A 23,636-nucleotide genomic window follows, 5' to 3' on the forward strand; every position below is an offset into this window, starting at 1 on the left:
GAGCTCTTTCGGAGTTACACTCCGAAAGCCACCTGCCAGGGGCTTGCAGCCCCCGCGCCCGGCCCGAAATTTACCACTCGGGCAAAACACAACTCCCCCCTCGCTCCCACCCAAATGGGCCTAAAAAACCGCATCTTCCCCGACCACATCTACTTCCTCACCATGACCGTGGTCGACTGGGTCGACGTATTCACCCGCCCCTCCTACCGCCACATCATCGTCGATGCCCTGCGCTACTGCCAGCAGCACAAGGGCCTGGAACTGTACGTCTGGTGCCTGATGAGCAACCACCTACACCTGATTGCCGCCACCCCGCCCGGCAAGAACCTGTCGGACATCCTGCACGATTTCAAGCGCCACACCAGCAAAGCCATTACCACCGCCATCCAGCGCGACCCCGAAAGCCGGCGGCAGTGGCTGTTGCACCGCTTCGCCTACAACGCCCGCACCAATGCCAAAAGCGAAACCTATAAATTCTGGCAGGACGGCAACGAAGCCAAAGAATTAATGACCCGGGATTTCACCCTGCAAAAGCTGCATTACCTGCACCAAAACCCCGTTCGCGCCGAACTAGTGGCTGAGGCCGAATACTACCTCTACAGTTCCGCCTCCAACTACGCCGAGCAAGGCGGCCTGCTCGACGTCCTATTTCTCGACTGAAAAAGGCGAAAAGCTCGGAAAGCTCTTTCGGAGTTATAGAAGCTGTTTAGAAAGTCCCCGAACGGTCATGCAGAGCGCAGCGAAGCATGACCGTTCGGGGACCTTTTGTGACTTTCTAAACAACTCCATACTCCGAAAGCCACCTGCTGCGGAGTTCTACTCCGCCCGTATGGCAGGTACCGAGCCAGGCACGAGGGCTACAAGCCCCCGGCAGGTTGGACTTTCGGAGTACTCTACCCTACTATTTTTAGTAATTGATTTTTAGCAAGTTGCCTCGTAATCCAGTTCAGTAGCGTTTCAACCAAGCGGGCCAATGGGTCCTCGGGCAGGGTCAGCGGGCGGGCGAGTTGGCGGAGCAGATTGAGGCCGTGGCGGCTCAGGCTGGCGGCCCGGTAGCCGTGGTTTTTGCGGGCAATGGGCTGGCGGCCGCCGTGGGCGGCCGCGCCCACGCCCAGACAAAACGCGTAGGCCAGGCTGACCAGGGCCACGAGCTTGCGCAGCTTTTGGAAACAGCGCAAGTGGGTGGCTTCCAGGTTAAAGCCCCGCCCTTTCAGATTTTGAAAGCATTGCTCAATCGTCCAGCGCTTGGCATAGAGTTGCGCGAGGTGGTTCAGGCCGGCCGTGGCAAACAGGAAGACAAACGCGTCCGCCGCCACGGCCTTGACCCAGACCTGCCCCCAGACTCCGTCGACCTGCACGTGGGCGAAGCGGCGCACCTGCCCCGGCACCAGGCCCAGGTCGGCCACGGCCTGCCGCCGGCCGTCGGCGTGGGTCAGGCAGTGGTGCTTGGGCAGGCGCATGACAAAATTAAGCCCATTGTCTTTGAGCCACTTGAACCACGCATGGCCGACAAATTCCCGGTCGCCCACGACCAGGCCGATGCGGTCTTTGCCCAGCAAGGCCAGGCACTTTTCGAGCACCGCGATGCGGTCGGCGGCGTTGGAGTTGCCGCTGCGGTTGTCGAGCAGGTGCCAATAAAGGGGCACGTGGACCTCGCCCGTGCCGACGGTGACGAGCAGGATGTTCACCTGGCACTGGCCGAAGTCCCACTCCGTGCGGTCGAGGCATAAGCGCAGCTTGCCCTGCGCAGGCAACAAACTCAGTAAAAGCCTGGCCAACAGTACGTAATTGAGGTCTACTTCGCGGAAAAAGTCCTGAATGCGCGTTTCGTTCGAGGCGGGCTTGGCCGCGTCATTGAGGTGCTGGGCCACCTCGCCGAATTGCACGTTGCGGCTCTTTATCAGGCCAAGAATGAACTGGCCCACAAACTTTTGGCGGGACAAGTGGCCCACAAACGGGGCCTGTTGCAAAAGCGTCGTAATTTTAGCAGCGAAGTGTTGCTTCACGGGGCAGAACGGTTTTTTGGTGGTGTCGTAACCCCAAAGGTCGGGCTGCCCCGTTTTTGTACCTGAAAAATAGTAGGGTAGAGTAGTATCGGAGTACAACTCCAAAAGAGCAGCGGGAGCAGCGGCGCTGTATTTATTAGCAGGGAAACTGCTGGAAATATTTATCGATTTCCGGACGGTGATAATCAATAATCCAGTCATTTCGCCGCTGATATAATTCCCGAATTTTATCCGCTGAATTGCTTTCTACAAAGCAGCCTCGGTCATCATACATGCGGAAAATACGGTCAGTTTTTGGGTCAATAAAATACACCCGGCTATCTATTGCCGGCTCAAATCCCATTTCACTATTAGCAATTGCCTCAAGGATATGTTGATATTTGATATCCTTGACCTTGACTTTGCCAATAATTATTTTGCAATTATTTCCCTCATTATGCTCTTTTCCAAGCTCATATACATTACCGACACATTCATAAACTCTTTCTACTTGATTATAAAAGGCAGCAAATACCTCCGCCGGAAATTGCTGACATAAAAAGTTCGGAGTCTCATTAATCAGGATTCCCGAATACTCATAAATTAAAACCCATATTTTATTTTCAGGTTCCGGAAAAGCTTCCTTGAATAGCGTAACGGCCCGTTGTGATGCCTGCGCAACCCGCTCTCTGGTACCATTCTTAAGCAATTCTCCACCAAGCTCAAAACGAATGTGCACCTGCCCCCCAATGGAGTAATCCAGATTGATATTATTGGTTGCATAAGGCGGATAATTACCGAATGCCTTGTACAAATACTGCTGTAATTCTTCTTTCATAAGATGGCGATTTATTAAAAACGGCCGCCCCGGTTTCCCGAGGCGGCCGTTGCAGCTTAAGCTATTGGCTGAGGGCAGTTACGCCACCGGGCCGGCTTCTTTCAAGCGAATCAGGTTCAGGGCCGAGCCGGCTTTGAACCACTCAATCTGACCTTCGTTGTAGGTGTGGTTCAACGTAATCAGGTCGGTGTCGCCGTCGGCGTGGTGCAGGCGGGCTTGCAGGGGCTGGCCTTCCTGGAAATCCGTCAGGCCAAGGATGTCGATGGTGTCGCCTTCCTCAATCAGGTCGTAGTCGGCCTTGTTGGCGAAGGTGAGGCCGAGCATACCCTGCTTCTTCAGGTTGGTTTCGTGGATGCGGGCGAAGCTCTTCACAATCACGGCGCGCACGCCGAGGTGGCGGGGCTCCATGGCGGCGTGCTCGCGCGACGAGCCTTCGCCGTAGTTCTCGTCACCGATTACCACGGTGCCAATATCCATGCTCTTGTAGGCGCGGGCCGACTGCGGCACGGTGGTGTAGCCGTCGCCCTGCACGGCGAAGTTGCGCACCGAGTTGGCCTCGCCATTGAAGGCGTTGGTGGCTCCGATGAGCATGTTGTTGGAGATATTATCCAAGTGACCGCGGTATTTCAGCCACGGGCCGGCCATCGAAATATGGTCGGTGGTGCACTTGCCCTGGGCTTTGATGAGCAGGCGCAGGCCCATCAAATCGGTGCCTTCCCAAGCCTTGAAGGGTGTCAGCAGCTCCAGGCGGTCGGAGGTATCGCTCACCAGTACCTGCACGCCCAAGCCATCGGCGGCGGGAGCCTGGAAACCGGCATCCTCCACGGCGAAGCCACGCGGGGGCATTTCCACGCCTACCGGCTCGTCGAACTTCACGGGGCCGTTTTTGCCGGGTAGCGTGTCGGTGAGGGGGTTGAAGGTCAAATCGCCGGCAATGGCGAAGGCTGTCACGATTTCGGGCGAGGCCACGAAGGCGTGGGTGTTGGGGTTGCCGTCGTTGCGCTTAGCGAAGTTGCGGTTGAAGCTCGTAATGATGGAGTTACGGCGCTTGGGGTCGTCGGTGTGGCGGGCCCACTGGCCGATGCACGGGCCGCAGGCGTTGGCGAGCACCACGCCGCCCATGTCGGCGAAGGTGTCGAGGAGGCCATCGCGGGCCACCGTGTAGCGTACCAGCTCCGAGCCGGGCGTGATGGTGAACTCGGCGTTTACAGTCAAGCCCTTATCTACGGCCTGCTTGGCAATGCTGGCAGCGCGGGTAATGTCTTCGTACGAAGAGTTGGTGCACGAGCCGATGAGGCCCACTTCCAGCTTCTCGGGCCAGCCGTGCTCCTTTACAGCGGCGGCAAACTCCGAAATCGGCCAAGCGGCGTCCGGCGTGAACGGGCCGTTCACGTAAGGCTCCAGCGTGTTGAGGTCGATTTCGATGAGCTGGTCGTAGTATTTGGCGGGTTCGTTATACACTTCCTCGTCGGCGCGCAGGTGCTGGCGCACGGCGGCGGCGGCCTCGGCAATCTCGGCCCGGCCGGTGCCGCGCAGGTAGTCGCCCATTTTCTCGTCGTAGGAGAACACCGACGTGGTAGCGCCGATTTCAGCGCCCATGTTGCAAATAGTGCCTTTGCCAGTGGCCGAGAGGCTTTCGGCACCGTCGCCGAAATACTCCACGATAGCGCCCGTGCCGCCCTTCACGGTCAGGATGCCGGCTACTTTCAAAATCACGTCTTTGGCCGAAGTCCAGCCGTTCATCCGGCCGGTCAGCTTCACGCCGATGACTTTCGGGAACTTCAGCTCCCAGGCCATGCCGGCCATTACGTCCACGGCATCAGCGCCGCCCACGCCGATGGCCACCATGCCCAGGCCGCCCGCGTTGGGGGTGTGCGAGTCGGTGCCAATCATCATGCCGCCGGGGAAGGCGTAGTTTTCTAGCACTACCTGGTGAATGATACCCGCGCCGGGCTTCCAGAAGCCGATGCCGTATTTGTTGGAAACCGAGGCCAGGAAGTCGTACACTTCCTTGTTTTCGGAATTGGCTTCGGCCAGGTCGGCAGTAGCGCCGTCTTTGGCCTGAATGAGGTGGTCGCAGTGCACCGTGCTGGGCACGGCGGCGGTGGGCTTGCCGGCCTGCATAAACTGGAGCAGCGCCATCTGGGCGGTGGCATCCTGCATAGCCACGCGGTCGGGGGCGAAATCGACGTAGGAAACGCCGCGCTCGTAGGCCTGCTTTACTTCGCCGCCATAAAGGTGGGCGTAGAGAATTTTCTCAGTGAGGGTAAGCGGGCGTGCCACGGCGGCGCGGGCCGCCTCGATGCGGGAACCCATGCCGGCGTACACCGTGCGAATCATTTCCAGGTCGAAAGCCATAGGATGCGTGTTATATAAAGAGTGGTTGCGCAAATGTAGCACTCCGGCTAAGTTGTACCTAGCCAAAATGCGCCGATGCGGGTTTTCATAGGTTTAACGTGATTTTTTGGGGTGGCGTTCGGGGTGGGGCGGCCGTTATTTCTCGCGGAGGTGCGCGGAGGTTTCCGCAGCGGTACGCAAAGGCAGGCGTAACCTAACGGCCCGGGGCTTGGTTGTTGGGCTTCTGTCTGCATTTTTGCGCTTACCATGAAATCAATTTCCCTTTCGCTGCTGGCTACGGCCACGCTGGGCCTGAGCCTCGCCGGCTGCTCATCCAATTCCACTTCTTCCGAAACGGCCACTACCGGCGGCGCGGCCGGAGCCCCGGTGCTCACGCCCGGCCCGTGGCGCGGCGTACTGGCCACGCAGGGCCAGGGAATCCCGTTTTTATTTGAGGTGAAAGATGAAGACGGCAAGCCGGTGGTTTATCTTATTAACAAAGGCCTGAACGGCGAGGAACGGCTGCGCTGCGAGGACATTAAATCGGCCGGCGACTCTACTACGATAAGGATGCACGCTTTTGATGCGGCGCTGGTCGTGCGGGCCGACGGCGCGGATAAGCTGAAAGGCACTTGGGTGAAGTATGATTCCAAAACGCCCTATCGCGTGCCAATGACGGCCACGGCGGGTGCGCAGGAGCTGTTCCCAGCCGCTCAATCGGCGGAAAAGCCGGGTGACTTTAACGGTACCTGGCGGGCTACCTTCGACGATAACGGCAAGCGCTACCCGGCCACGGGGGTCTTCACCCAGCAGGGCAGTCTGCTCACCGGCACCTTCCTGACCAACACTGGCGACTATCGCTACCTCAGCGGCCAGGTAAGCGGCCAGGATATAAAGCTGAGCACCTTCGACGGCAGCCACGCCTTTCTGTTCACGGCCCACAACGGACCGAAGGAACCGGTGGATATCACCAAGGAATACGCGCCTAACACGCTGTTCGGCGACTTCTACTCCGGCAAAGCGGGTCACGAAACCTGGACGGCCGTGCCCGACCCCAAGGCCAAGCTGCCCGACGCCGACACCCTTGTCTACCTCAAAAAAGGCGAATCGCGGCTGAATTTCAAGTTCCCGAACGTGCTGGAAGGCGGCAGCATCTCCCCCACCGACCCCAAGTACCGGGGCAAGGTGGTGGTGGTGCAAATTCTGGGCTCGTGGTGCCCCAACTGCATGGACGAAACCAACTTTCTGGCCCCGTGGTACGAAAAGAATAAGGCGCGCGGCGTGGAAATCATCGGCCTGGGCTACGAACGCAGCGGCGACTACACCAAGTCGGCACCCAAGCTGCGCAACATGCGCGAGCGGTTTCACATTGGCTACGACGTAGCTTTTGCGGGCGTTTCCGATAAGGATTCGGTGGCGCGGTCGCTGCCGCAGCTGGCAAAATTCGTAGCGTTTCCGACCACCATTTTCCTGGATAAAAAAGGCAACGTGCGGAAGATTCATACCGGCTTCTCAGGGCCGGGCACGGGCCGATATTATCAGGAAGAAATCGATGGTTTTAATAAGGAGATTGACAAGCTGCTAAAGGAGTAGTGCGGGGCAAAAAGATGAAGCGGAAGTGAGGATTGGGCGCTGGAATAAGCCCTATTACGCAGAAGCTTACGACCTAAGTTAGTAATCTACGTAAACATTATAGTGGCTTCCTTACCCGCGCTGCATCTTTCAGCACCCAATCTTTTCCCTATGAAAAACATTCTTGTTCCCACCGACTTTTCGGCCGAGTCGCACCATGCGTTTGAGGTAGCCCTGCAGCTGGCCCGTCAAACCGGCGGCACCGTAACCCTGCTGCACGTACTGGAAGCCCCCGAGACAAACACGGGCAATTTCAGCACCTACGGCGGCCCCGTGAACGGCAGCGAGCTACCCAACAGCGACGGCGGCATCGACAAGATTTTCTTCATCAAACTGATGGAGGTGACCAAGGGCCGGCTGCACGCCCTGCGCAACGAAGCCGAAACCCTGGCCCCCGGCGTGCCGGTAACCGATGCCGTGGAAGCTGACCGCATCGGCGACGGCATTCTGAAAGCCGTGGAGCGCCACGGCTCCGACCTGGTGGTGATGGGCGCGCAGGGCCACGGGGCGATGGAGAACTTTTTTGTGGGTTCGAACACCGAGCGGCTCATCCGGCTGGCCAAGGTGCCGGTTCTGACCGTGAAGCATCAGCAAAGCACGTTTGAGGTGCGCAACATCGTATTCCCGTCTGATTTCACGGAGGAATCGACCGGGGCCATTGCTGGTTTGCAGCAGGTGCAGGCCGCTTTCCCCAACGCCGTTGTGCACCTGCTACACGTCACGAACGGCGCCGAAACCACCACGACCCGGCAGCACGAGCTGGCCTTTGCCGAACGCGCCCAGCTGACTAGCTTCCAGACCGCCTCCATCTCCGCCGACAGCACCAGCGCCGGCATCGAGCAATTTGCCCGGCAGGTCAGCGCCGACCTGGTGGTGATTCCGACCCGCGCCCGCTCTGGCCTCAGCCGTCTCTTCCAAAGTAGCATCGCTGAAGCGGTGGCGACCAATGCCTTCCCACCGGTGCTCACTTACCATCTGGCATAGCGAGCGCCCAGGTTTCACACGCTATTACAACGGATACATCCCAACAAAAAAGGTTGCCCCAGGGGCAGCCTTTTTTGTTGAATGCCCAGGCTTCTAATAAGTGCTATCCTCCAAAAATCCGACAATCATTTCACTTAAACACCTTTAAATCAATATTATAATACAAATAGCTAATTATAAATATTAATCCTGAAATTTATGTGGCAACTTATAGAACAACTCAATGGCTGCGCCCCGCCATTACACGGCAAAAATGACGGATTACTGCCCACCCTAATTCCACTTCGGCCATGAAGAACATATTGGTTTGCACCGATTTTTCGCCCGAAGCCCACAACGCTTTTGAAGTGGCCTTGCAGTTGGCCAAACGCACGGATGGCCGCGTCACGCTGCTGTATGTGCTGGAAGAAGCCGAGGGCGTAGCAGGCGGCTTCAGCACGATGGGCATCCCGACGGGTGCCCACAGCGTCGACCGGATTTTCACCATCAAGCTACTGGAAACCACCAAGCGGCGAATGCACTTCCTGCGCGATGAGGCCGCCCAGCTGGCCCCCGAAGTACCGGTGCAGGACAAAGTAGAAATTGCCCGCGTCGGCGATGGAATTCTGCATGCCATCCGGCGCGACCACCCCGACCTGGTGGTGCTGGGCGCGCGCGGCCACGGCGCGGTCGAGCACTTTTTCGTGAGCTCCACCACCGAGCGCATCATTCGACTGCCCCCCTGCCCGGTGCTCACCGTGAAGCACCCGCACACCGATTTCGACGTGCAGAACATCGTATTTCCGTCCGATTTCGCGGCCGATGCTGCCAGCGCCCTCGAAGGCCTGCGCCAGGTACAAGCCGATTTTCCCAATGCCACGCTGCACCTGCTGCACGTAGCGGCCGGCGGCAGCGGCCACGTCGCCCAGCAGCAAATGCAGGCTTTCGCCCGGCAGCGCCACCTGCTCAACTGCCAGACGACCGAGGTAGACGCGGAGCGCACCAGCCTCGGCATCGAAGAATACGCCCAGCAGGTAGGAGCCGATATGGTGGTCATTCCCACGCACGCCCGCTCGGGCCTGAGCCGCTTCCTAAGCACCAGCATTGCCGAAACCGTGGCTACCCACGCCTTCCCACCAGTGCTGACGTACCATCTGGCCGCGTAGTTATTGGCCGTTTGGTTATTCAGACCGCCACAATCAGGACCGTCATGCAGAGCGCAGCGAAGCATCTTGCCCGCACAACGCAATTTAATTGATTGAATTCTGGTGGCGGGCAAGATGCTTCGCTGCGCTCTGCATGACGATGACGGTCTGAAAGCCTACCCCCGCACCCGCAGCCGCACCTGAAAATCATTTTTCGGCCGGAGCGTGACGAGCGGCTGCATGGCCACGGGCGGCTGCCCGGCCACCCACTCGATATCGAACTGCCGCAGCAGCTCCAACGTCACGAGCTGCATTTCGGTGAGGGCGAACTGCATGCCGATGCACAGGCGCGGCCCACCACCAAAGGGCACGTAAGCATTGGCCTGCACCGGCTGCGCCTGGCTGGGCGCGAAGCGGCCGGGCCGGAATTCCTCGGGCGCGGGCCAATATTTCGGGTTGTGGTGCAGGCCGTGGAAATAAAGCGAAAACAGCGTGCCTTTGGGAATACGCAGGCCCTGGTATTCGTCATCAGCCAGGGCCACGCGGTCCACCATCCAGGCGGGCGGGTAGCGGCGCATGGCTTCCTGCACGGCATAGAGGGCCGTACCGAGGCGCGGTAGGTCCTCAAACGTGGGGGTGCGGCCGGCCAGCACGGCGGCCATTTCCTGTTGAATAACCACGGCCTCGGCCGGATGGTGGGCCAGCAGGTAGGTCAGCCAGGTGAGGGCGTTGGCGCTGGTTTCGTGGCCGGCCACGAGCAGGATGAGCGACTCGTCTATGAGCCGGTCGGCGGGCATGGGTTCGCCGGTGTCCTCGTAGCGCACGTCGAGCAGCATTTGCAGCAGGTCGTCGGGCGGCGTGGGGGCGTTGGGGTGGGCGTTGGCCTGCTGGCGCTGGGCGATGAGGCCATCCAGCAGCGTGCGCAGCTCGGCGGCCAGCGCATCGTGATACGCAAACCGCCCCCGCAACCGAAACCACGGCTTGAGGTATGGCTGCCGGATGGAGCGCACGAAAAACGCCTGAATCTCGGTAATCAGCCCCGCCAGCCGGTCCAGTTCGGCCTCCGGGAAATTGGTACTGAACACCGAGCGGGCGATGATGCGGAAGGTCAGGCGCGTCATCAATTCGTGTACGGCCACGGTGGCCACGCCGCCCGCAGCCATGGCCTGCGCCACCAGCGGGGCCAGCGTTTCGGTCGTTATTTCCTGCATGAGGCCGGTGAGGCCCGCCACCCGCTGCCGGTGAAAACCGGGCTGAATGAGCCGGCGCTGCCGCAGCCAGTCGGGGCCGTCGTTGGTGAGCAGGCCGTGGCCGATGTAGCGCGAAAAGCCCCGCGTGAACTTCGACTTGGCGTAGTTCCGGTTGTTCTTCTGCAACACGTGCTGAATAAGGCCGGGGTCGCGGGTGAGAATGCTTTTTTCGACCCCACCAATGAACAGCTCCACCGTATCGCCGTGGCGGGCCAGCACCTGGTTCAGCACCGGCAGCGGGTCCTTGGCCAGGGCGAATGAGCGCAGCAGCGAGCGCCAGCGCGGCAGCCGGGGCAGCCGAAATGGCGTTTCCGAAGCTTTATCAGCAACCAACAGCTCGCTCATGGTACGGGCCGCACTTGGATGCGGCCCCCAAAAATACAGCTGACCACACGCCGGCTCATCTTTTTTGCCCCTACCCGCGTACAGCCAAAGGCACCTAGTACGGCTCCAGCTCCCGAGCGCCACTTATCTTTCTTGCCATCCCAAAAACCCTTCTCCGTTATGTGGATTCAGCAACAAGCCAATGCTCCCGCCTCCCTTTCCGACCTGCAGGGCCGCACGGTGGGCCTCAAATTTGAGTGCAACAAGTGCCAGACCGAGGTATTCACCGCCCTCATCGGTGTGCCGGAAATCAACGAAAGTGCCGACTCCATCAAGCACGCCGCCAACCACGAAATTGAAGAGGTGAAGTGCCCCACCTGCGAAATGACGCACCAGCTGGAAGTAGACAGCACCACCGCCGGGGTCCGCTTTAAAGTGAGCGAAGTGGCACCCGAAAAAGTGAGCTACCAACTGAGCCACTAATTCTGAGCCGCTAATTAGCACGGATTTTAGCGGATTTCACGGATTTTGTAGCCGACTTTCGTTTTCCCGATTCCCAGAATAAAAACATAAAAAAGCCTCTCGCATGAGAGGCTTTTTTATTGGGGTTGTTTAGAAAGCCCCCGGACGGTCATACAGAGCGCAGCGAAGCATCTTGCTCGCATCGTCAGGCCCGTTCAACGATGCAAGCAAAATGCTTCGCTGCGCTCTGCATAACCGTTTGAGTACCCTTTATGACTTTCTAAACCACTCCATTGCAATAATACCACCCATTAAAATTAGCAGTCGACTGCAAAATCCGTGAAATCCGCTAAAATCAGTGCTAATCAGTGATTTATTTTTCCCGCTCAATCGTGTAGTTAATCAACGCTTCCAACGACGTGCGGCTGGGCGATTCGGGGAAGGTATGGAGGATGGCGAGGGCCTCGTCGCGGTAGCGTTTCATGGTTTGTATGGCATAGTCCAGGCCGCCCGATTTTTTCACAAATTCAATTACCTGCTGCACCCGGTCGCGGTGGCCGTCGTTATTTTTTACGTTGAAAATAACCTTGCGCTTTTCGAGCCAGGAAGCCTGTTGCAGAGCATAAATGAGCGGCAGGGTCATCTTTTTTTCTTTGATGTCGATGCCCACGGGCTTTCCAATTTCGGCAGTGCCGTAATCGAATAAATCGTCTTTAATCTGGAAGGCAATCCCCACTTTCTCACCGAATAAACGGGCACGCTCAATCACCTCTTTATCGGCCCCCACGGAGGCCGCGCCCACGGCCGTGCAGGAGGCAATCAGCGAAGCGGTTTTTTGCCGGATAATGTCAAAATACACCTCTTCGGTGATGTCTAATTTGCGAGCTTTTTCGATTTGCAATAACTCGCCTTCGCTCAATTCGCGCACGGCATTACTCACGATTTTCAGCAGGTCGAAATCGTCGTTTTCGAGGGCTAGTAAGAGGCCACGCGAGAGGAGATAATCGCCGACTAAAACCGCGATTTTATTTTTCCAAAGCGCGTTGATGGAGAAAAAGCCGCGCCGGTAATTGCTCTCGTCCACCACGTCGTCGTGTACGAGGGTAGCGGTGTGCAGCAGCTCGATAAGGGCAGCGCCCCGAAAGCTGGCGTCGGGCAGCGGGTCGCTGGTGGCGGGCTCGGGGCGGGTGGCGCGGGCCGTGAGGAACACGAACATGGGCCGGATTTGCTTGCCCTTGCGCTTCACGATGTAGCCCATTATCTTGTCGAGGAGCAGCACTTTGGTGCGCATCGACTGGCGGAATTTGTGCTCAAACTCTTCCATTTCGGCCGCGATGGGGGCCTGAATCTGGTCGAGGGACAAGGGGGAGTGTTGGGGCATTGCGGCGACAATGATACGGCAGAACGGCGGAGGGACCACCCGGGAAGCGCCAACCTTTTGGGCCGGCTACGAATTATAACCGCGTCGGCGGCCAATTGGCTGCGCTTCGCTCCTACCTTCGCCCTATGCTCACCCACGCCTCCTTCCTGCTCACGGGCCCCGCCCACGGCCGGCCCTTCGAGGCCGACGCCACGTACCAGGCTACCGGCCACGCCAAACCGGTGCTGCTGTTCGTGCACGGTTTCAAGGGGTTTAAGGACTGGGGGCACTTCCCACTGCTGGCCGATTATTTCGCCACGCAGGGCTTTGTGTGCGTGAAGCTGAACTTGTCGCACAACGGCCTGGTGGTGGGCGGCACCGGCGATTTGGAAGATTTGGAGGCTTTTGGGCGTAATAATTTCTGTGTTGAGCTCGATGACATTGGCCAGGTTATCGACGCACTTTTTACGCCCGGCGCCACGCCCGTGCCCGCCGCTGAGATTAATTTGCAGCGTTTTTTCCTGGCCGGCCACAGCCGGGGCGGCGGCCTGGCGCTGCTGAAAGCCGCCGAAGACCCGCGCATCCGGGCCGTGGCTACGTGGGCCGCCATCGCCGAAATTCATCCGCAGTGGCCCCAGGCGGTGTTTGATGAGTGGCAGCGCGTGGGGGTGCTGCACGTGCCCAACACCCGCACCGGCGTGGAACTGCCCATGCACTACCAGATTGTGGAGAACTACCACGCCAACCGCCCGCGCCTCGATATTCCGCACAACGTGCGCCGCAAGCTGAAGCAGCCGCTGCTCATCATCCACGGCGATGAGGACGAGACGGTGGGCGTGGCGGCGGCCCACAAGCTCAAGCAGCTTAAGCCCGATGCGGAGCTGCTGCTGGTGACCGGGGCCACGCACATGTTTGGCGGTGCCCACCCCTGGCCCGAAGCGGAATTGCCCGCGCCCGCCCGGCACGTTGCGGAGGCCACAACAGCCTTTTTTAAGCAGCAAACATGAGCGAACCCGTGCTGGCCTACCTGCTGCTGGGCAGCAACCTCGGCAACCGCGCCGCGCTGCTGGCGCAGGCCCGCGCCCGGCTGGCGGCCACGGCCGGGGCCATCGTGGCCGAATCCGGGCTGTATGAAACGGCCGCCTGGGGCCGCGAAGACCAACCAGCATTTCTCAACCAGTCGCTGGCCGTACTCACGGCTTTATCGCCGGCAGCGCTGCTGGCGACCTGCCAGGCCGCCGAGCAGGCCGCCGGCCGCGAGCGGCTGGAGCACTGGGGCAGCCGCACACTGGATGTCGATATCCTGTTTTTTGGGCACGAAACCATTGCCACGCCCACGCTGAGCGTGCCGCATCCGCACCTGGCCGAGCGCCGCTTTGCGCTGGTGCCACTGGCCGAAATTGCCGGCTCGCTAGCTCATCCGCAATCGGATGAAACGGTGGCCACGCTACTCGCCCGCTGCCCCGACCCCTTGCCCGTGCGGCCCTGGCCCGGCGAATGAGCCGGCCGGCAGCGGCGGCACCCGGCGCAATTCCTGCGCTACGTGGCCTACCCGAACCGCCGCACCCAATAGCCAGACGGCCAGCAGCCCCGCCCCCAGCCAGCGCGGCGCCCGGACCGGCCACGCCGCCAACACCAGCAGCGCAAACGGCGCAAATAGCACGCTGGCGTACCGCTCGGCATCGTGAATACCAGCGGCACTTTGGGAGAATACTGTCAGGCCCGCCACCAATAAAATCAAAGCGGCACCGGCACTCCAAAGTATTTTCGGCATTAGCTGACGGCTAAAATCAATATCCAATTGTGGCCTAAAAAGCAGATTTGGGCTACGTAGCAACGCGGCAGCCGGAGCAGCAGCCGGAACAGCAGCCGTTTTGGTCGTAGTCGTCTTATGGCGTGGCCATATCAGCCAACCTAATACAAGCAGGCTGATGGCCCATATCAAATCAGGCAGCATCGTTCGGCCCGAAACCGGTAGCGGTAGCAGCCAGCGGCCCAGCACGAAGCCGTAATCTGCCACTGAGCTGAGCAGCTGGCTCCAGCCGCGGCTGGGGTGGTAGCGGCTGGGGCCGGCCACCAGCAGCGCGTACCACTGCCACAGCACGCCGCCGGTGCCGCTCATCAGCAAGTGGAAGAAAAACATGCCCCAACCACGCGCCGAAAGCCTGCGCCAGCCGCTCACCAGCAGCCCCGCTCCTACCCCAGCCAACAGAAAAAGTCCCAAGGTGCGCTGCAAAGGCAGCAAAGCCCCGGCAACCGTGAGTACGCCCCACCACTGCCACTGCCCCGTGCGCAGCCACCGCCACAGCGCTGCCGCGTAGGCCGCAAACAGCAGCAGGAAAACGCTTTCGGCCCACACAAATTTGCTCACCAGCAGCCACGATGTGCTCAGCGCCAGCAACAGCGGTAGTACCAGCGCCCGGCGGGCGGGCAGCAGCTGGCGGCCCAGCCAGCTCCACAGCAGCAGGCTGCCTAGCAAGCACGCGCCGTGCAGCACCCGCGCCCCTGCCAGCGAGCCAACGGTGCGCAGCAGCAGCGGGAATAGCGGGGGCCAGTAGCGGTACGGCGTGCCATCGAGGTTGAGCAGGCGGCCGGTTTCGCGCAGCGTGCGGGCGGCATGGAGGTAGTGGCGCGAGTCGCCGGTGCCGGCCAGGCCGGGCGCGGCGGCGTAGGCAAACAGGGCCAGCTGCAACACCCCGGCTGCCGCCAGCAGCCCCGCGAAGAGCCACCGGAAGCGCCGGGCGGCGGCAGAATCAGAGGGAAACTTGGCAAACGCCATAGATTCGATTATGATGGCGTACAAGACGTCATGCTGAGCGGAGTCGAAGCATCTCTACCGCAGGAGTAAATCAAATTACCTGCGCAGTAGAGATGCTTCGACTCCGCTCAGCATGACGATAAAATTTACCCTGACGCCCTCGGTTTATACCGCGAAGCTACCCACCGTGGCCGTGGGCACTATTTTCTTCACCAGGCCTTGCAGCACCTTGCCGGGGCCGCACTCCACGAAGTCGGTCGCGCCATCGGCGGCCATGTTTTGCACCAACTGCGTCCAGCGCACGGGGGCGGTGAGCTGGGCCAGCAGGTTGGCTTTGATTTCGGCCGGGTCGGTATGGGGCAGCGCATCCACGTTCTGGTACACGGGGCAGCGGGCGGGGCTGAAGGTGGTTTTTTCGATGGCCTCGGCCAAGGCGGCGGCGGCACTCTGCATCAGGGGCGAGTGGAAGGCCCCGCCCACGGGCAGCGGCAGGGCGCGCTTGGCGCCGGCGGCTTTCATGGCTTCGCAGGCCTGGGCCACGCCTTCGGCCGAACCGGAGATGACGAGCTGGCCGGGGCAGTTGTAGTTGGCGGCTACTACCACGTTGCCGGCGCCGGTAATTTCCTGGCAGATACGCTCCACCGTGGCATCGTCGAGGCCGAGGATGGCGGCCATGGTGCCGGGCTGTTCCTCGCAGGCGGCCTGCATGGCCTGGGCGCGGCGGGCCACGAGTGGCAGGGCATCTTCAAATTTCAATACCCCGGCGGCTACCAGGGCCGAAAATTCGCCCAGCGAATGCCCGGCCGTGCTGGCCGGCTGGAAATCGGGCCGGGCCACGAACTGCGCCACCGAATGCACAAAAATGGCAGGCTGCGTAACGTCGGTGCGGCGCAGGTCGTCCTCGGAGCCGCCGAACATGATGTCGGTGAGGCTAAAGCCCAGGATGTCGTTGGCGTGGGTAAGCAGGGCGCGGGCGTCGAGGTGCTGGTCGAACAGCTCGCGGGCCATGCCCGGAAACTGGCTGCCCTGGCCGGGAAATAGTACGGATTGGGTCGAATTCATTGGAAGTCGCGGATTCGCGGTTTTCAGGTAGTGGGAATTGATAAATGGGGGCTGCCGGCTACCTCAGCAGCGGCAAAGCGGGCGCAAGCTGCACAAAAAGCCGCATTGCCCAAAAAAAACGGAGCGAACCATCAGGCCCGCTCCGCTTCAATATTAGCAGTCAATTAATCTAAAAGCATGATTACCGGACGATTTCGACCCAACCCTTATACGTGCGCTTGGTACCGGCGAAGTCGGCAAACTCTACTTCGGCGAGGTAGAAATACACACCGTCCACATTCTTCAGCTTGGTGTTGGCTTCGCCCGTGGGCCCGCCGCCGTCCCAGTTGATGAGGATGGGGTCGTCGGATGTCGTGGTATTCTCAAATACCTTGGTGCCCCAGCGGTTGAAGGCCTGGAAGTGGACGCGCCGAACCGGACTGCTGTTCTTGGGCCGGAACTGGTCGTTGGCCCCATCGCCGTTGGGCGTGAAGATGTTGGGTAGCTTGAAGAACACGCAGTTGTCCTGGCAAGCCACGTTGCTGGTGTCGCTCACCGCGCCGCTGCCGGCAATGGCCTGCAAGGCGTAGCAGCCGCCCGAAAAGGCCAGGTTGCCGTGCACGTAGCTGGTGGCGGTGGTAGTGCCCAGCAGCGTGAAGCGGCCCGTGGGCGTGGGCCGGTAATACACCTTGTAGCTCACCGGGGCCGCATCGCATCCTGCCGGCGTGTTGCCCACCGTCCAGCGCAGTCGGTTGGTGTATTTCTCGTTCAGACGCGGAAATTCAGACAGGCTGGCCAAGCTGTCGCAATTGGTGGGCAGCAGCGTGAGCACCGGCGTACAGGGCGGCGAAATAAGCGTGAGGCAGCGCTCCTGGCTGCGGTTCAGCAGCGAGCTCAGAAAGGCAAAGCCGGGATAGCGGCCGTTGGTTTCTACGTAGTAGCAATAGTTCTGGCCCTTCACCAGCGCGGGGTCGCGGTCGGCGTAAGTGCCGCCGGCGGCGGTAGAGGCGGCAGTGCCGATGCGTACGTAAGGCCCGGCATTGCCAGTGCGTCGGTAAATAGCAGTGGGCTGCGTGGCGTTGTCCCAGGGCACATTATACGTCCAGCTTACCGTGATGGCCGAGGCGGCCACGTTGGCCGGCAAGGCACTCACGCGCACGCTGCTGGCCGTGGGCGAAATCTCGCTGATGGGCGTGGCCAGGGCCTGCACAAACTCCAGCTTGTAGGTATACTGCTTGTTCTGGGTATCGAGGCCCAGGTCCACATAGCTCGTGTCAGTCAGCGCCGTGAACGGCCCGTGCGCCACCGGCACGAAGTCGGCGGCGGCGGGGGTCAGCCCCTCGGCCCGCGACAGGTTGTAGCGCACCGCGCTGGAGAAGCTACCCCCGCCGGTGGGGCGGGGCTGGGTCCAGCGCACGGCCATCTGACCGGTGGTGGCGCTAGTGGTGGCCACGTCCACGTTGGTCAGCAGCGCGCCCCGGCCCGATATCTGAGCACAGGCCTCGTTCGAGGCGATGCTCTCGCCACCAGCCGGCAGCGGGAAGTCGGCATAAATGCGGTAGCAGTAGTTCTGGCCCCGATCCAGGCCGCGGTTGGTGTTGGTAGCGTCCGTGTTCAGGTCCGTAAACGTGGTCATATTAGGCCCCACTGTAGCAATACGCACGTAGCCCGACGAAGCCGGGATGCCGGTATCGCACGGTCCGGGCGTGAACGTGGAGGGGTTCACTTTGCGGTAGATGTAAAAGTGAGCTGCGTTGGCGCAGGTGTAGGTGTCCCAGTTCAGCACCATGCTGTTGAGGCCGCCGGGAGCCGCAGTGGGCGTGGCGCGCAGGTTTTGGGGCGGCGGGCCCACCACCGTAATGCGCCAGGTTTTCTCGTCAATCAGCGCGGGGTTGGTGTTGGAGGGCAAAACGGGGTTATCCTGGGCCTTAAACACCACCAGATACGGCACCTTGGCCACGTTGCTGCAAGTGGTTTGCCAGCTGAAGGTACCGGTGGCTTGCGGCGGGCCGGATGCGGTTTGGCGGAAGGTGGCGGGCGGAAAAATTCCGCCGTAGGCAAATAGCGTGATGGGCGACTGCGGACTGCTGGGTGTAGCTCCGTCCACGGCCGTTACCGTGCCCGTCACCCGCTGCCCGGCCACCACGCAAATGTCCTGCGGAATGGTAATGGTGGGGCGCAGGTTGGTCGAGGCCGTCACGATTATCTGCATGTCGCGAATCACGCGGCCAATGAGCCGACGCCCCAGCGGCACACGCCGCCACTCCTCCACTTCAAACGCGATGTTGTAGAAGCCCACCGCCACAGGCGCATTCCAGGTAATCTGGCCGGTATTTACGTCCTGCACAAAAATGGCGTCGGCATCAACAACTCCTGCCGGCACGCCGCCGTAGGCTACCTGCACGGCGCGGGGGTTGCCGGCAGTAATAGCCTGGTCGCTGGGAAAGCGGAAATTCGGCACCGGCCTTGGCACGGGCGTATTGTTGCCCGTGCCGGCCCCCTGGCCGCTGCACGGAAAGCCGCCCACTGTGCCACGAATGCCGGCCGGTACCTGCTGGCTGGCCATGAGGTGGAAAGCCAGCGAATCCTGGTCGGCATCATAGGCTCCGGGGTTGTGCAAAAACACCTGGCCCGTGGCCGCTTTGTCGATGGCCGGGGCCGTGAATACGGGCGAGTGGTTCAGCCCCAGCGCCGGGTCGATGTAAACGTAGGTTCGGATGTAGAACGACTGGCTTTTCGAGTCGCTCATGTTCACCACCCCGTCGTTGCGGTTTTCGCCGATAAACTCGACGTTGTAGCCGCCCGTGGCCGGGTAAATATGCTCGAAGTAATAAATATTAACGCTCGTATCGGTATTGCCCGGAATGGCCCGCTTCACGGCGCGCGGAATGCCGTCGATGCAGCTGGAGGTGCCATCGCCAAAGAAGATGGTGGCCGCCGGCTGGTCCACCGGCGAGCTGTTGTCGGTGTAAAGCACCATCTTAAAAAAGATACGGCGCGGGTTGGCGGGCGACGTGGTGTCCACCTTAGCCTGAATATCGCCGGCGCGCAGGTGCGATGCCTGAGCAGCATGCGGGCGCAGGCTCAGCCCCGTCATCATGAGCAGCAGCAGCAGCGTCAGCCGCGCCCCGGCCCCACCCCGGAGTAGAAAAGATTGTATCATATAATATTGAAAGAAAGAAAAATCGTTAGCCTTACGCTGATTTGGGTCTCAAGGGCGAGCCCTGCAGCGCGAAGCTATACGAGAAGTAACGGGAGAAGGAAAAGTTAGTCCTTAGTTTGGCCGAAAGCGCATCGGCCGCCGGCCGCGCCCAGCGGGTTGCTTACGCCAGATAGCCCCGCAAAAACCGCTCCGAGCAGGGCAGTTTTTGCGGGGCTACCAATGAAGCTGTTTAGAAAATCGGACCGGAACAACGACTTTGGGCTGACTTTCCAAACAGCTTCAGTATATTAGTCCAGCCAACCGCCAGCCTTAGCGGATGATTTCAACCCAGCCCTTATACGTACGCCTGGTATTGGCAAAGTCGGCAAACTCCACCTCGGCCAGGTAGAAATACACGCCATCGCTCACTTTGCTGCTGGTGCCGTTGCCCGATTCGCCCGTGGGCCCGCCACCGTCCCAGTTGATGAGGATGGGGTCGTCGGCCGTGGTGGTGTTCTCGAAGACCTTGGTGCCCCAGCGGTTGAAGGCCTGGAAGTGAATGCGCCGCACCGGGCTGTTATTCTTGGGCCGGAACACCGAGTTCTGGCCGTCGCCGTTGGGCGTAAAGATATTGGGCAGCTTGAAAAACAGGCAATTATCCTGGCAGGCCACGTTGCTGGTGTCGCTCACCGCGCCACTGGCTACCACGGCCTGCAAGGCGTAGCACCCGCCCGAAAACGCCAGGTCCGAATGCACGAAGCTGGTGGCCGAGGTGGTGCCCAGCAGGGCGAAGCGCCCCGTGGGCGTGGGCCGGTAGTATACCCGGTAGCTGATGATGTTGGCATCGCAGCCGGGGGGCGTGGTGCCCACCGTCCAGCGCAGGCGGTTGGTGTAGCGCTCGTGCAGGCCCGGGAACTCGGGCAGGTTGGCCAGGCTGTCGCAGTTGGTGGGCAGTAGCGTGAGCACCGGCTTGCATGGGAGCGAACTGAGAGAGAGGCACTGCACCTGGCTGCGGTTCAGCAACGAACTCAGGAAGCCGAAGCCGGCATAGCCGCCTTCGGTCTGCACGTAGTAGCAATAGTTCTGGCCCTTCACCAGCGTGGGGTCAAGGTCGGTAAAGGTGCCGCCAGTGGCGCCCGTGGGCGCAGTGCCAATCTGGACCAGCGCCCCGGCAGTCCCGGTACGGCGATAAATAATTGCCGGCTTGCCCGAATTATTCCACGGCACCTGATACGTCCAGCTCAACGTAATGGCCGTGGGCGGGTTGTTGGGCAGCGCCGTGAGGCGAACGCTGCTGGCCGTGGGCGAGGCCTCGGTGAGCGTAGTACCCTGGCCCTGGGCGAAGGTGCGCACAAACTCCAGCTTGTAGGTGTACTGCTTGTTCTGGGTATCGAGGCCCAGGTCCACATAGCTCGTGTCAGTCAGCGCCGTGAACGGCCCGTGCGCCACCGGCCCAAACGCCGTGGCCAGCGGGTTCAGCCCTTCGGCCCGCGACAGCACATACGACGGCGTGCCCGTGAACGTGCCCCCGCCGGTGGGGCGGGGCTGGGTCCAGCGCACAGCCATCTGGCCGATGGTGGCGCTGGTGGTGGCCACGTCCACGTTGGTCAGCAGCGCGCCCCGGCCCGATACCTGGGCGCAGGCCTCGTTCGAGGCGATGCTCTCGCCACCGGCCGGCAGCGGGAAGTCGGCATAAATGCGGTAGCAGTAGTTCTGGCCCCGGCTCAGGCCCAGCGTGGTGCCGGTGGCGGGGTCCACGTTCAGGTCGGTGAAGGTGATGGCACCGGGCGCTACCGTGCCAATGCGCACGTAGCCCGCCGAGGCCGGAATGCCGGTATCGCATGGCCCGGGCGTGAACGTGGAGGGGTTCACCTTGCGGTAGATGTAGATGCGGGCCGCGTTGGCGCAGGTGTAGGCATCCCAGCTCAGCACCATGCCATTGTAGCCGCCGGCCGCCGCCGTGGGCGTAGCGCGCAGGCTTTGGGGCGGCGGGCCTACTACCGTAATGCGCCAGGTTTTCTCGTCTATCAATATCGGCGCAGGAGCCGTGGGGCTGTCCTGGGCTTTGAACACCACCTGATAGGGCAGTCCGGCCACGTTGCTGCAATTCGTCTGCCACTGGAAGGTGCCAGCGGCCTGGGGCGGGCCGGTCGTGGTTTGCCGGAAAGTGGCGGGCGGGAAAATCCCCCCGTAGGCAAACAGGGTAATCGGCGTTTGGGGGCTGCCCGAAGCCACGCCGTCCACAGCGGTTACGCTGCCGGTCACGGTTTGCCCGGCCACCACGCAAATGTCGGGCGGAACGGTCAGGGTCGGCCGCAGGTTGTTAGTGGCAACAATGGCAATCTGCATATCCCGAATCACCTCGCCGATGAGCCGACGCCCCAGCGGGGTGCGCCGCCATTCCTCCACCACCATCGCCACGTTGTAGAGGCCGGCCGCCACGGGGGCGTTCCAGGTAATCTGGCCGGTGTGCACGTCCTGCACTAATATGGCGGGGTTGCCGCCGGTGGGGTCGGCCGGCACACCGCCGTAGGGCACGGTCAGGGGGTTGGCCGCAATGGCGGGGTCGTTGGGGTATTTAAAATCGGGCACCGTTACCGGTCTGGGCGAGTTGTCGCCGGTGGTACCGGGGCAGGGCGGGCCGATAATGGTAGAGGCCAGCCGGGGCTCCTTCTGGCTGGTGCGCAGGTGAAAGGACAGCGAATCCTGGTCGGCATCGTACGCCGCCGGGTTGTGCAAAAACACCTGCCCCATGCCTCCCTTGTCAATGGCCGGGGCCGTGAGCACCGGCGAATGATTCAGCCCCAGCGCCGGGTCGATGGTGATTTTGGTGCTGATATAGAAAGACTGGTCGAGTGGGTTGCTCATATTGATGACGCCCCCGTTGCGGTTTTCGCCCACAAAGCTGACCGTGTAGCTGCCCGTGGCCGGATAGGTATGCTCGAAGTAATAGATACTGAGTGCCGTATCGGTGTTGCCGGGAATGGGCAGCCGCCCCCCCTGCCGGGCAATGCCCGGGTTGCAGCTCGACGTGCCATCGCCAAAAAAGATAACCGCGTTGGGCTGGTCTACCGAATTTGCCCCCCGGCTAATGTCGAGGTACAGAATCATCTTAAAAAAAATGCGTCTCGGGTTTGGGCTGGCCGTGGTGTCCACCTTGGCCTGAATGTCGCCCGCCCGGATGTGGGTGGCCTGGGCCACCTCGGGCCGCAGGCCCAGCCCTGCCAGCACCACCATCAACAGCAGCGCCGTCCGCGCCAGCGTGCCAGCCTTCGGAATAGTAAACTGTACCATACCAACTTGTTTACGAGAAAGGAAAACTGCGATGCACGCACGGGCACCTAGCAAGGGAGCCGGCCGCTGAATTCGACATCATCAGCTGTTGCTATTTGCCGATAGCTAACATCAGCACGCCCGTGCGTGTTAACGATTCCGGGCGCGGATAGATTCACCACGTCCCCGCAATGTTTTTCGGCCTGCCTGTCCTTGCAAGAATCAGGCTCGCCCGTTGCCCGGTTAGCGGGTGGGGGCTACCTTTGGGCAACCTAAACACACCTCTTCACTTCCCTAGTTTGGCTACTTTATGAGTTGGATAACAAAAGCTTTAACCAGCAGCATCGGCCGGAAGATAATTATGTCCGCTACAGGCCTGTTTCTGTGCACGTTCCTGGTAGTTCACCTGGTTGGCAACTTGCAGTTATTCAAGCACGACCAGGGCGCGGCCTTCAACACCTACTCCCACTTTATGGGCACCAACCCCATCATCCGCACCATCGAGTGGGGCCTGGTGCTGGGTTTCGGCTTCCATATTTTTGAAGCCTTCGCGCTCACCCGCCGCAACAAAGCCGCCCGGGGCACGCAGGGCTACGTGAGCAACCACTCGGAGCAAAACAGCGAGTGGACCTCGCGCAACATGGGTATTTTGGGTAGCATCATCCTGATTTTCCTCATTGTTCACCTCTACAACTTCTTCTGGCGCGCCCGCTTTGCCGGCGACCTGCCCCGCATGGGCGGTGCCGACCCGCTGACCAGCGACTATGATAACCTGTACCTGGCCGTGGTGTCGTCGTTCCACATCTGGTGGTACGTGCTGCTGTACGTGGCTGCTCAAATCAGCCTCGGCTACCACTTGTGGCACGGTTTCCGCTCAGGTTTCCAGACCCTGGGCCTGAACCACCGCAAGTACACCCCGCTTATTAAATACGTGGGCTATGGCTTTGCCGTGGTTGTATCGGCGGGCTTTGCCTCCATGCCCCTCTACTTTTTCCTGTTCACCGATGCGCAGGGAGAAATGGCCGCCAACGCCCCCGCTTTTCTGCACACCGTGGCTGCGGCTTTTTAATTGATTAGGAGCGATAAAACTCGCCTAACGCGCTAACACCTGCGGCGTTTCGCTGTT

General features: G+C 60.8%; 17 protein-coding genes. 8 read left to right on the forward strand and 9 right to left on the reverse strand.

All coding sequences use genetic code 11. The annotated features are described in order from the left end of the window. Positions 1-114: 114 nt before the first annotated feature. Positions 115-660 (forward strand): REP-associated tyrosine transposase, encoded by a 546-nt coding sequence (locus tag KQ661_RS17000; protein WP_216727566.1) that lies wholly within the window; start codon positions 115-117, stop codon positions 658-660. 233 nt (positions 661-893) lie between these two features. Here KQ661_RS17000 and KQ661_RS17005 read toward each other — a convergent pair whose 3' ends face one another. The 3 genes from KQ661_RS17005 to KQ661_RS17015 all read right to left on the reverse strand — a co-directional run bounded on the left by KQ661_RS17005 (position 894) and on the right by KQ661_RS17015 (position 5,181). Continuing rightward, on the reverse strand, positions 894-2,006 hold the full coding sequence (locus KQ661_RS17005; RefSeq protein ID WP_216685412.1) for an IS4 family transposase: 1,113 nt from the start codon (positions 2,004-2,006) through the stop codon (positions 894-896). A 136-nt stretch (positions 2,007-2,142) separates the two neighbouring features. Then, a complete protein-coding gene (locus tag KQ661_RS17010; protein WP_216727567.1) occupies positions 2,143-2,823 on the reverse strand; it encodes a DUF3885 domain-containing protein in 681 nt (226 codons plus the stop codon). 78 nt (positions 2,824-2,901) lie between these two features. Continuing rightward, a complete protein-coding gene (locus KQ661_RS17015; RefSeq protein ID WP_216727568.1) occupies positions 2,902-5,181 on the reverse strand; it encodes an aconitate hydratase in 2,280 nt (759 codons plus the stop codon). 246 nt (positions 5,182-5,427) lie between these two features. Between KQ661_RS17015 and KQ661_RS17020 the strand changes: the two genes are divergently transcribed. From KQ661_RS17020 to KQ661_RS17030, 3 genes are all read left to right on the forward strand, one after another. Continuing rightward, positions 5,428-6,753, forward strand: a complete 1,326-nt coding sequence (locus KQ661_RS17020; protein ID WP_216727569.1) for a peroxiredoxin family protein — start codon at positions 5,428-5,430, stop codon at positions 6,751-6,753. Between the two features lie 150 nt (positions 6,754-6,903). Next, positions 6,904-7,776: a universal stress protein gene (locus tag KQ661_RS17025; RefSeq protein ID WP_216689430.1), complete on the forward strand. Its 873-nt coding sequence runs from the start codon at positions 6,904-6,906 to the stop codon at positions 7,774-7,776. Between the two features lie 290 nt (positions 7,777-8,066). Further along, positions 8,067-8,921: a universal stress protein gene (locus KQ661_RS17030; protein ID WP_216726550.1), complete on the forward strand. Its 855-nt coding sequence runs from the start codon at positions 8,067-8,069 to the stop codon at positions 8,919-8,921. A 155-nt stretch (positions 8,922-9,076) separates the two neighbouring features. Here KQ661_RS17030 and KQ661_RS17035 read toward each other — a convergent pair whose 3' ends face one another. Next, positions 9,077-10,495 (reverse strand): cytochrome P450, encoded by a 1,419-nt coding sequence (locus KQ661_RS17035; protein ID WP_216726551.1) that lies wholly within the window; start codon positions 10,493-10,495, stop codon positions 9,077-9,079. Between the two features lie 159 nt (positions 10,496-10,654). On the opposite strand from KQ661_RS17035, the gene KQ661_RS17040 reads away from it, so the two are divergent. Further along, positions 10,655-10,957, forward strand: coding sequence for a hypothetical protein (locus KQ661_RS17040; RefSeq protein ID WP_216689435.1), 303 nt, complete (start codon positions 10,655-10,657; stop codon positions 10,955-10,957). A 352-nt stretch (positions 10,958-11,309) separates the two neighbouring features. Here the strand turns inward: KQ661_RS17040 and KQ661_RS17045 are convergent, their stop codons facing one another. Continuing rightward, positions 11,310-12,317 (reverse strand): polyprenyl synthetase family protein, encoded by a 1,008-nt coding sequence (locus tag KQ661_RS17045; protein ID WP_216689437.1) that lies wholly within the window; start codon positions 12,315-12,317, stop codon positions 11,310-11,312. 125 nt (positions 12,318-12,442) lie between these two features. Here KQ661_RS17045 and KQ661_RS17050 point away from each other — a divergent pair, with 125 nt between their 5' ends. Beyond that, the gene (locus tag KQ661_RS17050; protein WP_216726552.1) at positions 12,443-13,303 is read left to right on the forward strand and encodes an alpha/beta hydrolase family protein; all 861 of its coding nucleotides are present in this window, start codon (positions 12,443-12,445) and stop codon (positions 13,301-13,303) included. Beyond that, on the forward strand, positions 13,300-13,797 hold the full coding sequence (folK, locus tag KQ661_RS17055) for a 2-amino-4-hydroxy-6-hydroxymethyldihydropteridine diphosphokinase (RefSeq protein WP_216726553.1): 498 nt from the start codon (positions 13,300-13,302) through the stop codon (positions 13,795-13,797). The genes KQ661_RS17050 and folK overlap by 4 nt, the downstream gene beginning before the upstream one ends. Here folK and KQ661_RS17060 read toward each other — a convergent pair. The 4 genes from KQ661_RS17060 to KQ661_RS17075 all read right to left on the reverse strand — a co-directional run bounded on the left by KQ661_RS17060 (position 13,744) and on the right by KQ661_RS17075 (position 22,531). Next, on the reverse strand, positions 13,744-15,075 hold the full coding sequence (locus KQ661_RS17060) for a hypothetical protein (RefSeq protein WP_216727570.1): 1,332 nt from the start codon (positions 15,073-15,075) through the stop codon (positions 13,744-13,746). The two genes, folK and KQ661_RS17060, sit on opposite strands and share 54 nt — an antisense overlap. A gap of 144 nt (positions 15,076-15,219) precedes the next feature. After that, positions 15,220-16,116 carry an ACP S-malonyltransferase gene (fabD, locus tag KQ661_RS17065; protein ID WP_216727571.1) on the reverse strand — a complete coding sequence of 299 codons (897 nt, stop codon included), beginning with the start codon at positions 16,114-16,116 and terminating at the stop codon, positions 15,220-15,222. Between the two features lie 181 nt (positions 16,117-16,297). Continuing rightward, the gene (locus KQ661_RS17070) at positions 16,298-19,258 is read right to left on the reverse strand and encodes a T9SS type B sorting domain-containing protein (RefSeq protein ID WP_216689447.1); all 2,961 of its coding nucleotides are present in this window, start codon (positions 19,256-19,258) and stop codon (positions 16,298-16,300) included. A gap of 309 nt (positions 19,259-19,567) precedes the next feature. Then, positions 19,568-22,531, reverse strand: a complete 2,964-nt coding sequence (locus KQ661_RS17075; protein WP_216727572.1) for a T9SS type B sorting domain-containing protein — start codon at positions 22,529-22,531, stop codon at positions 19,568-19,570. Positions 22,532-22,820: 289 nt separating this feature from the next. On the opposite strand from KQ661_RS17075, the gene KQ661_RS17080 reads away from it, so the two are divergent. Next, on the forward strand, positions 22,821-23,579 hold the full coding sequence (locus KQ661_RS17080) for a succinate dehydrogenase cytochrome b subunit (RefSeq protein ID WP_216689451.1): 759 nt from the start codon (positions 22,821-22,823) through the stop codon (positions 23,577-23,579). The last annotated feature ends 57 nt before the right edge of the window (positions 23,580-23,636 follow it).

Origin of the sequence: Hymenobacter siberiensis (genome assembly GCF_018967845.1) — a bacterium.
Classification (GTDB): Bacteria; Bacteroidota; Bacteroidia; order Cytophagales; family Hymenobacteraceae; genus Hymenobacter; species Hymenobacter siberiensis.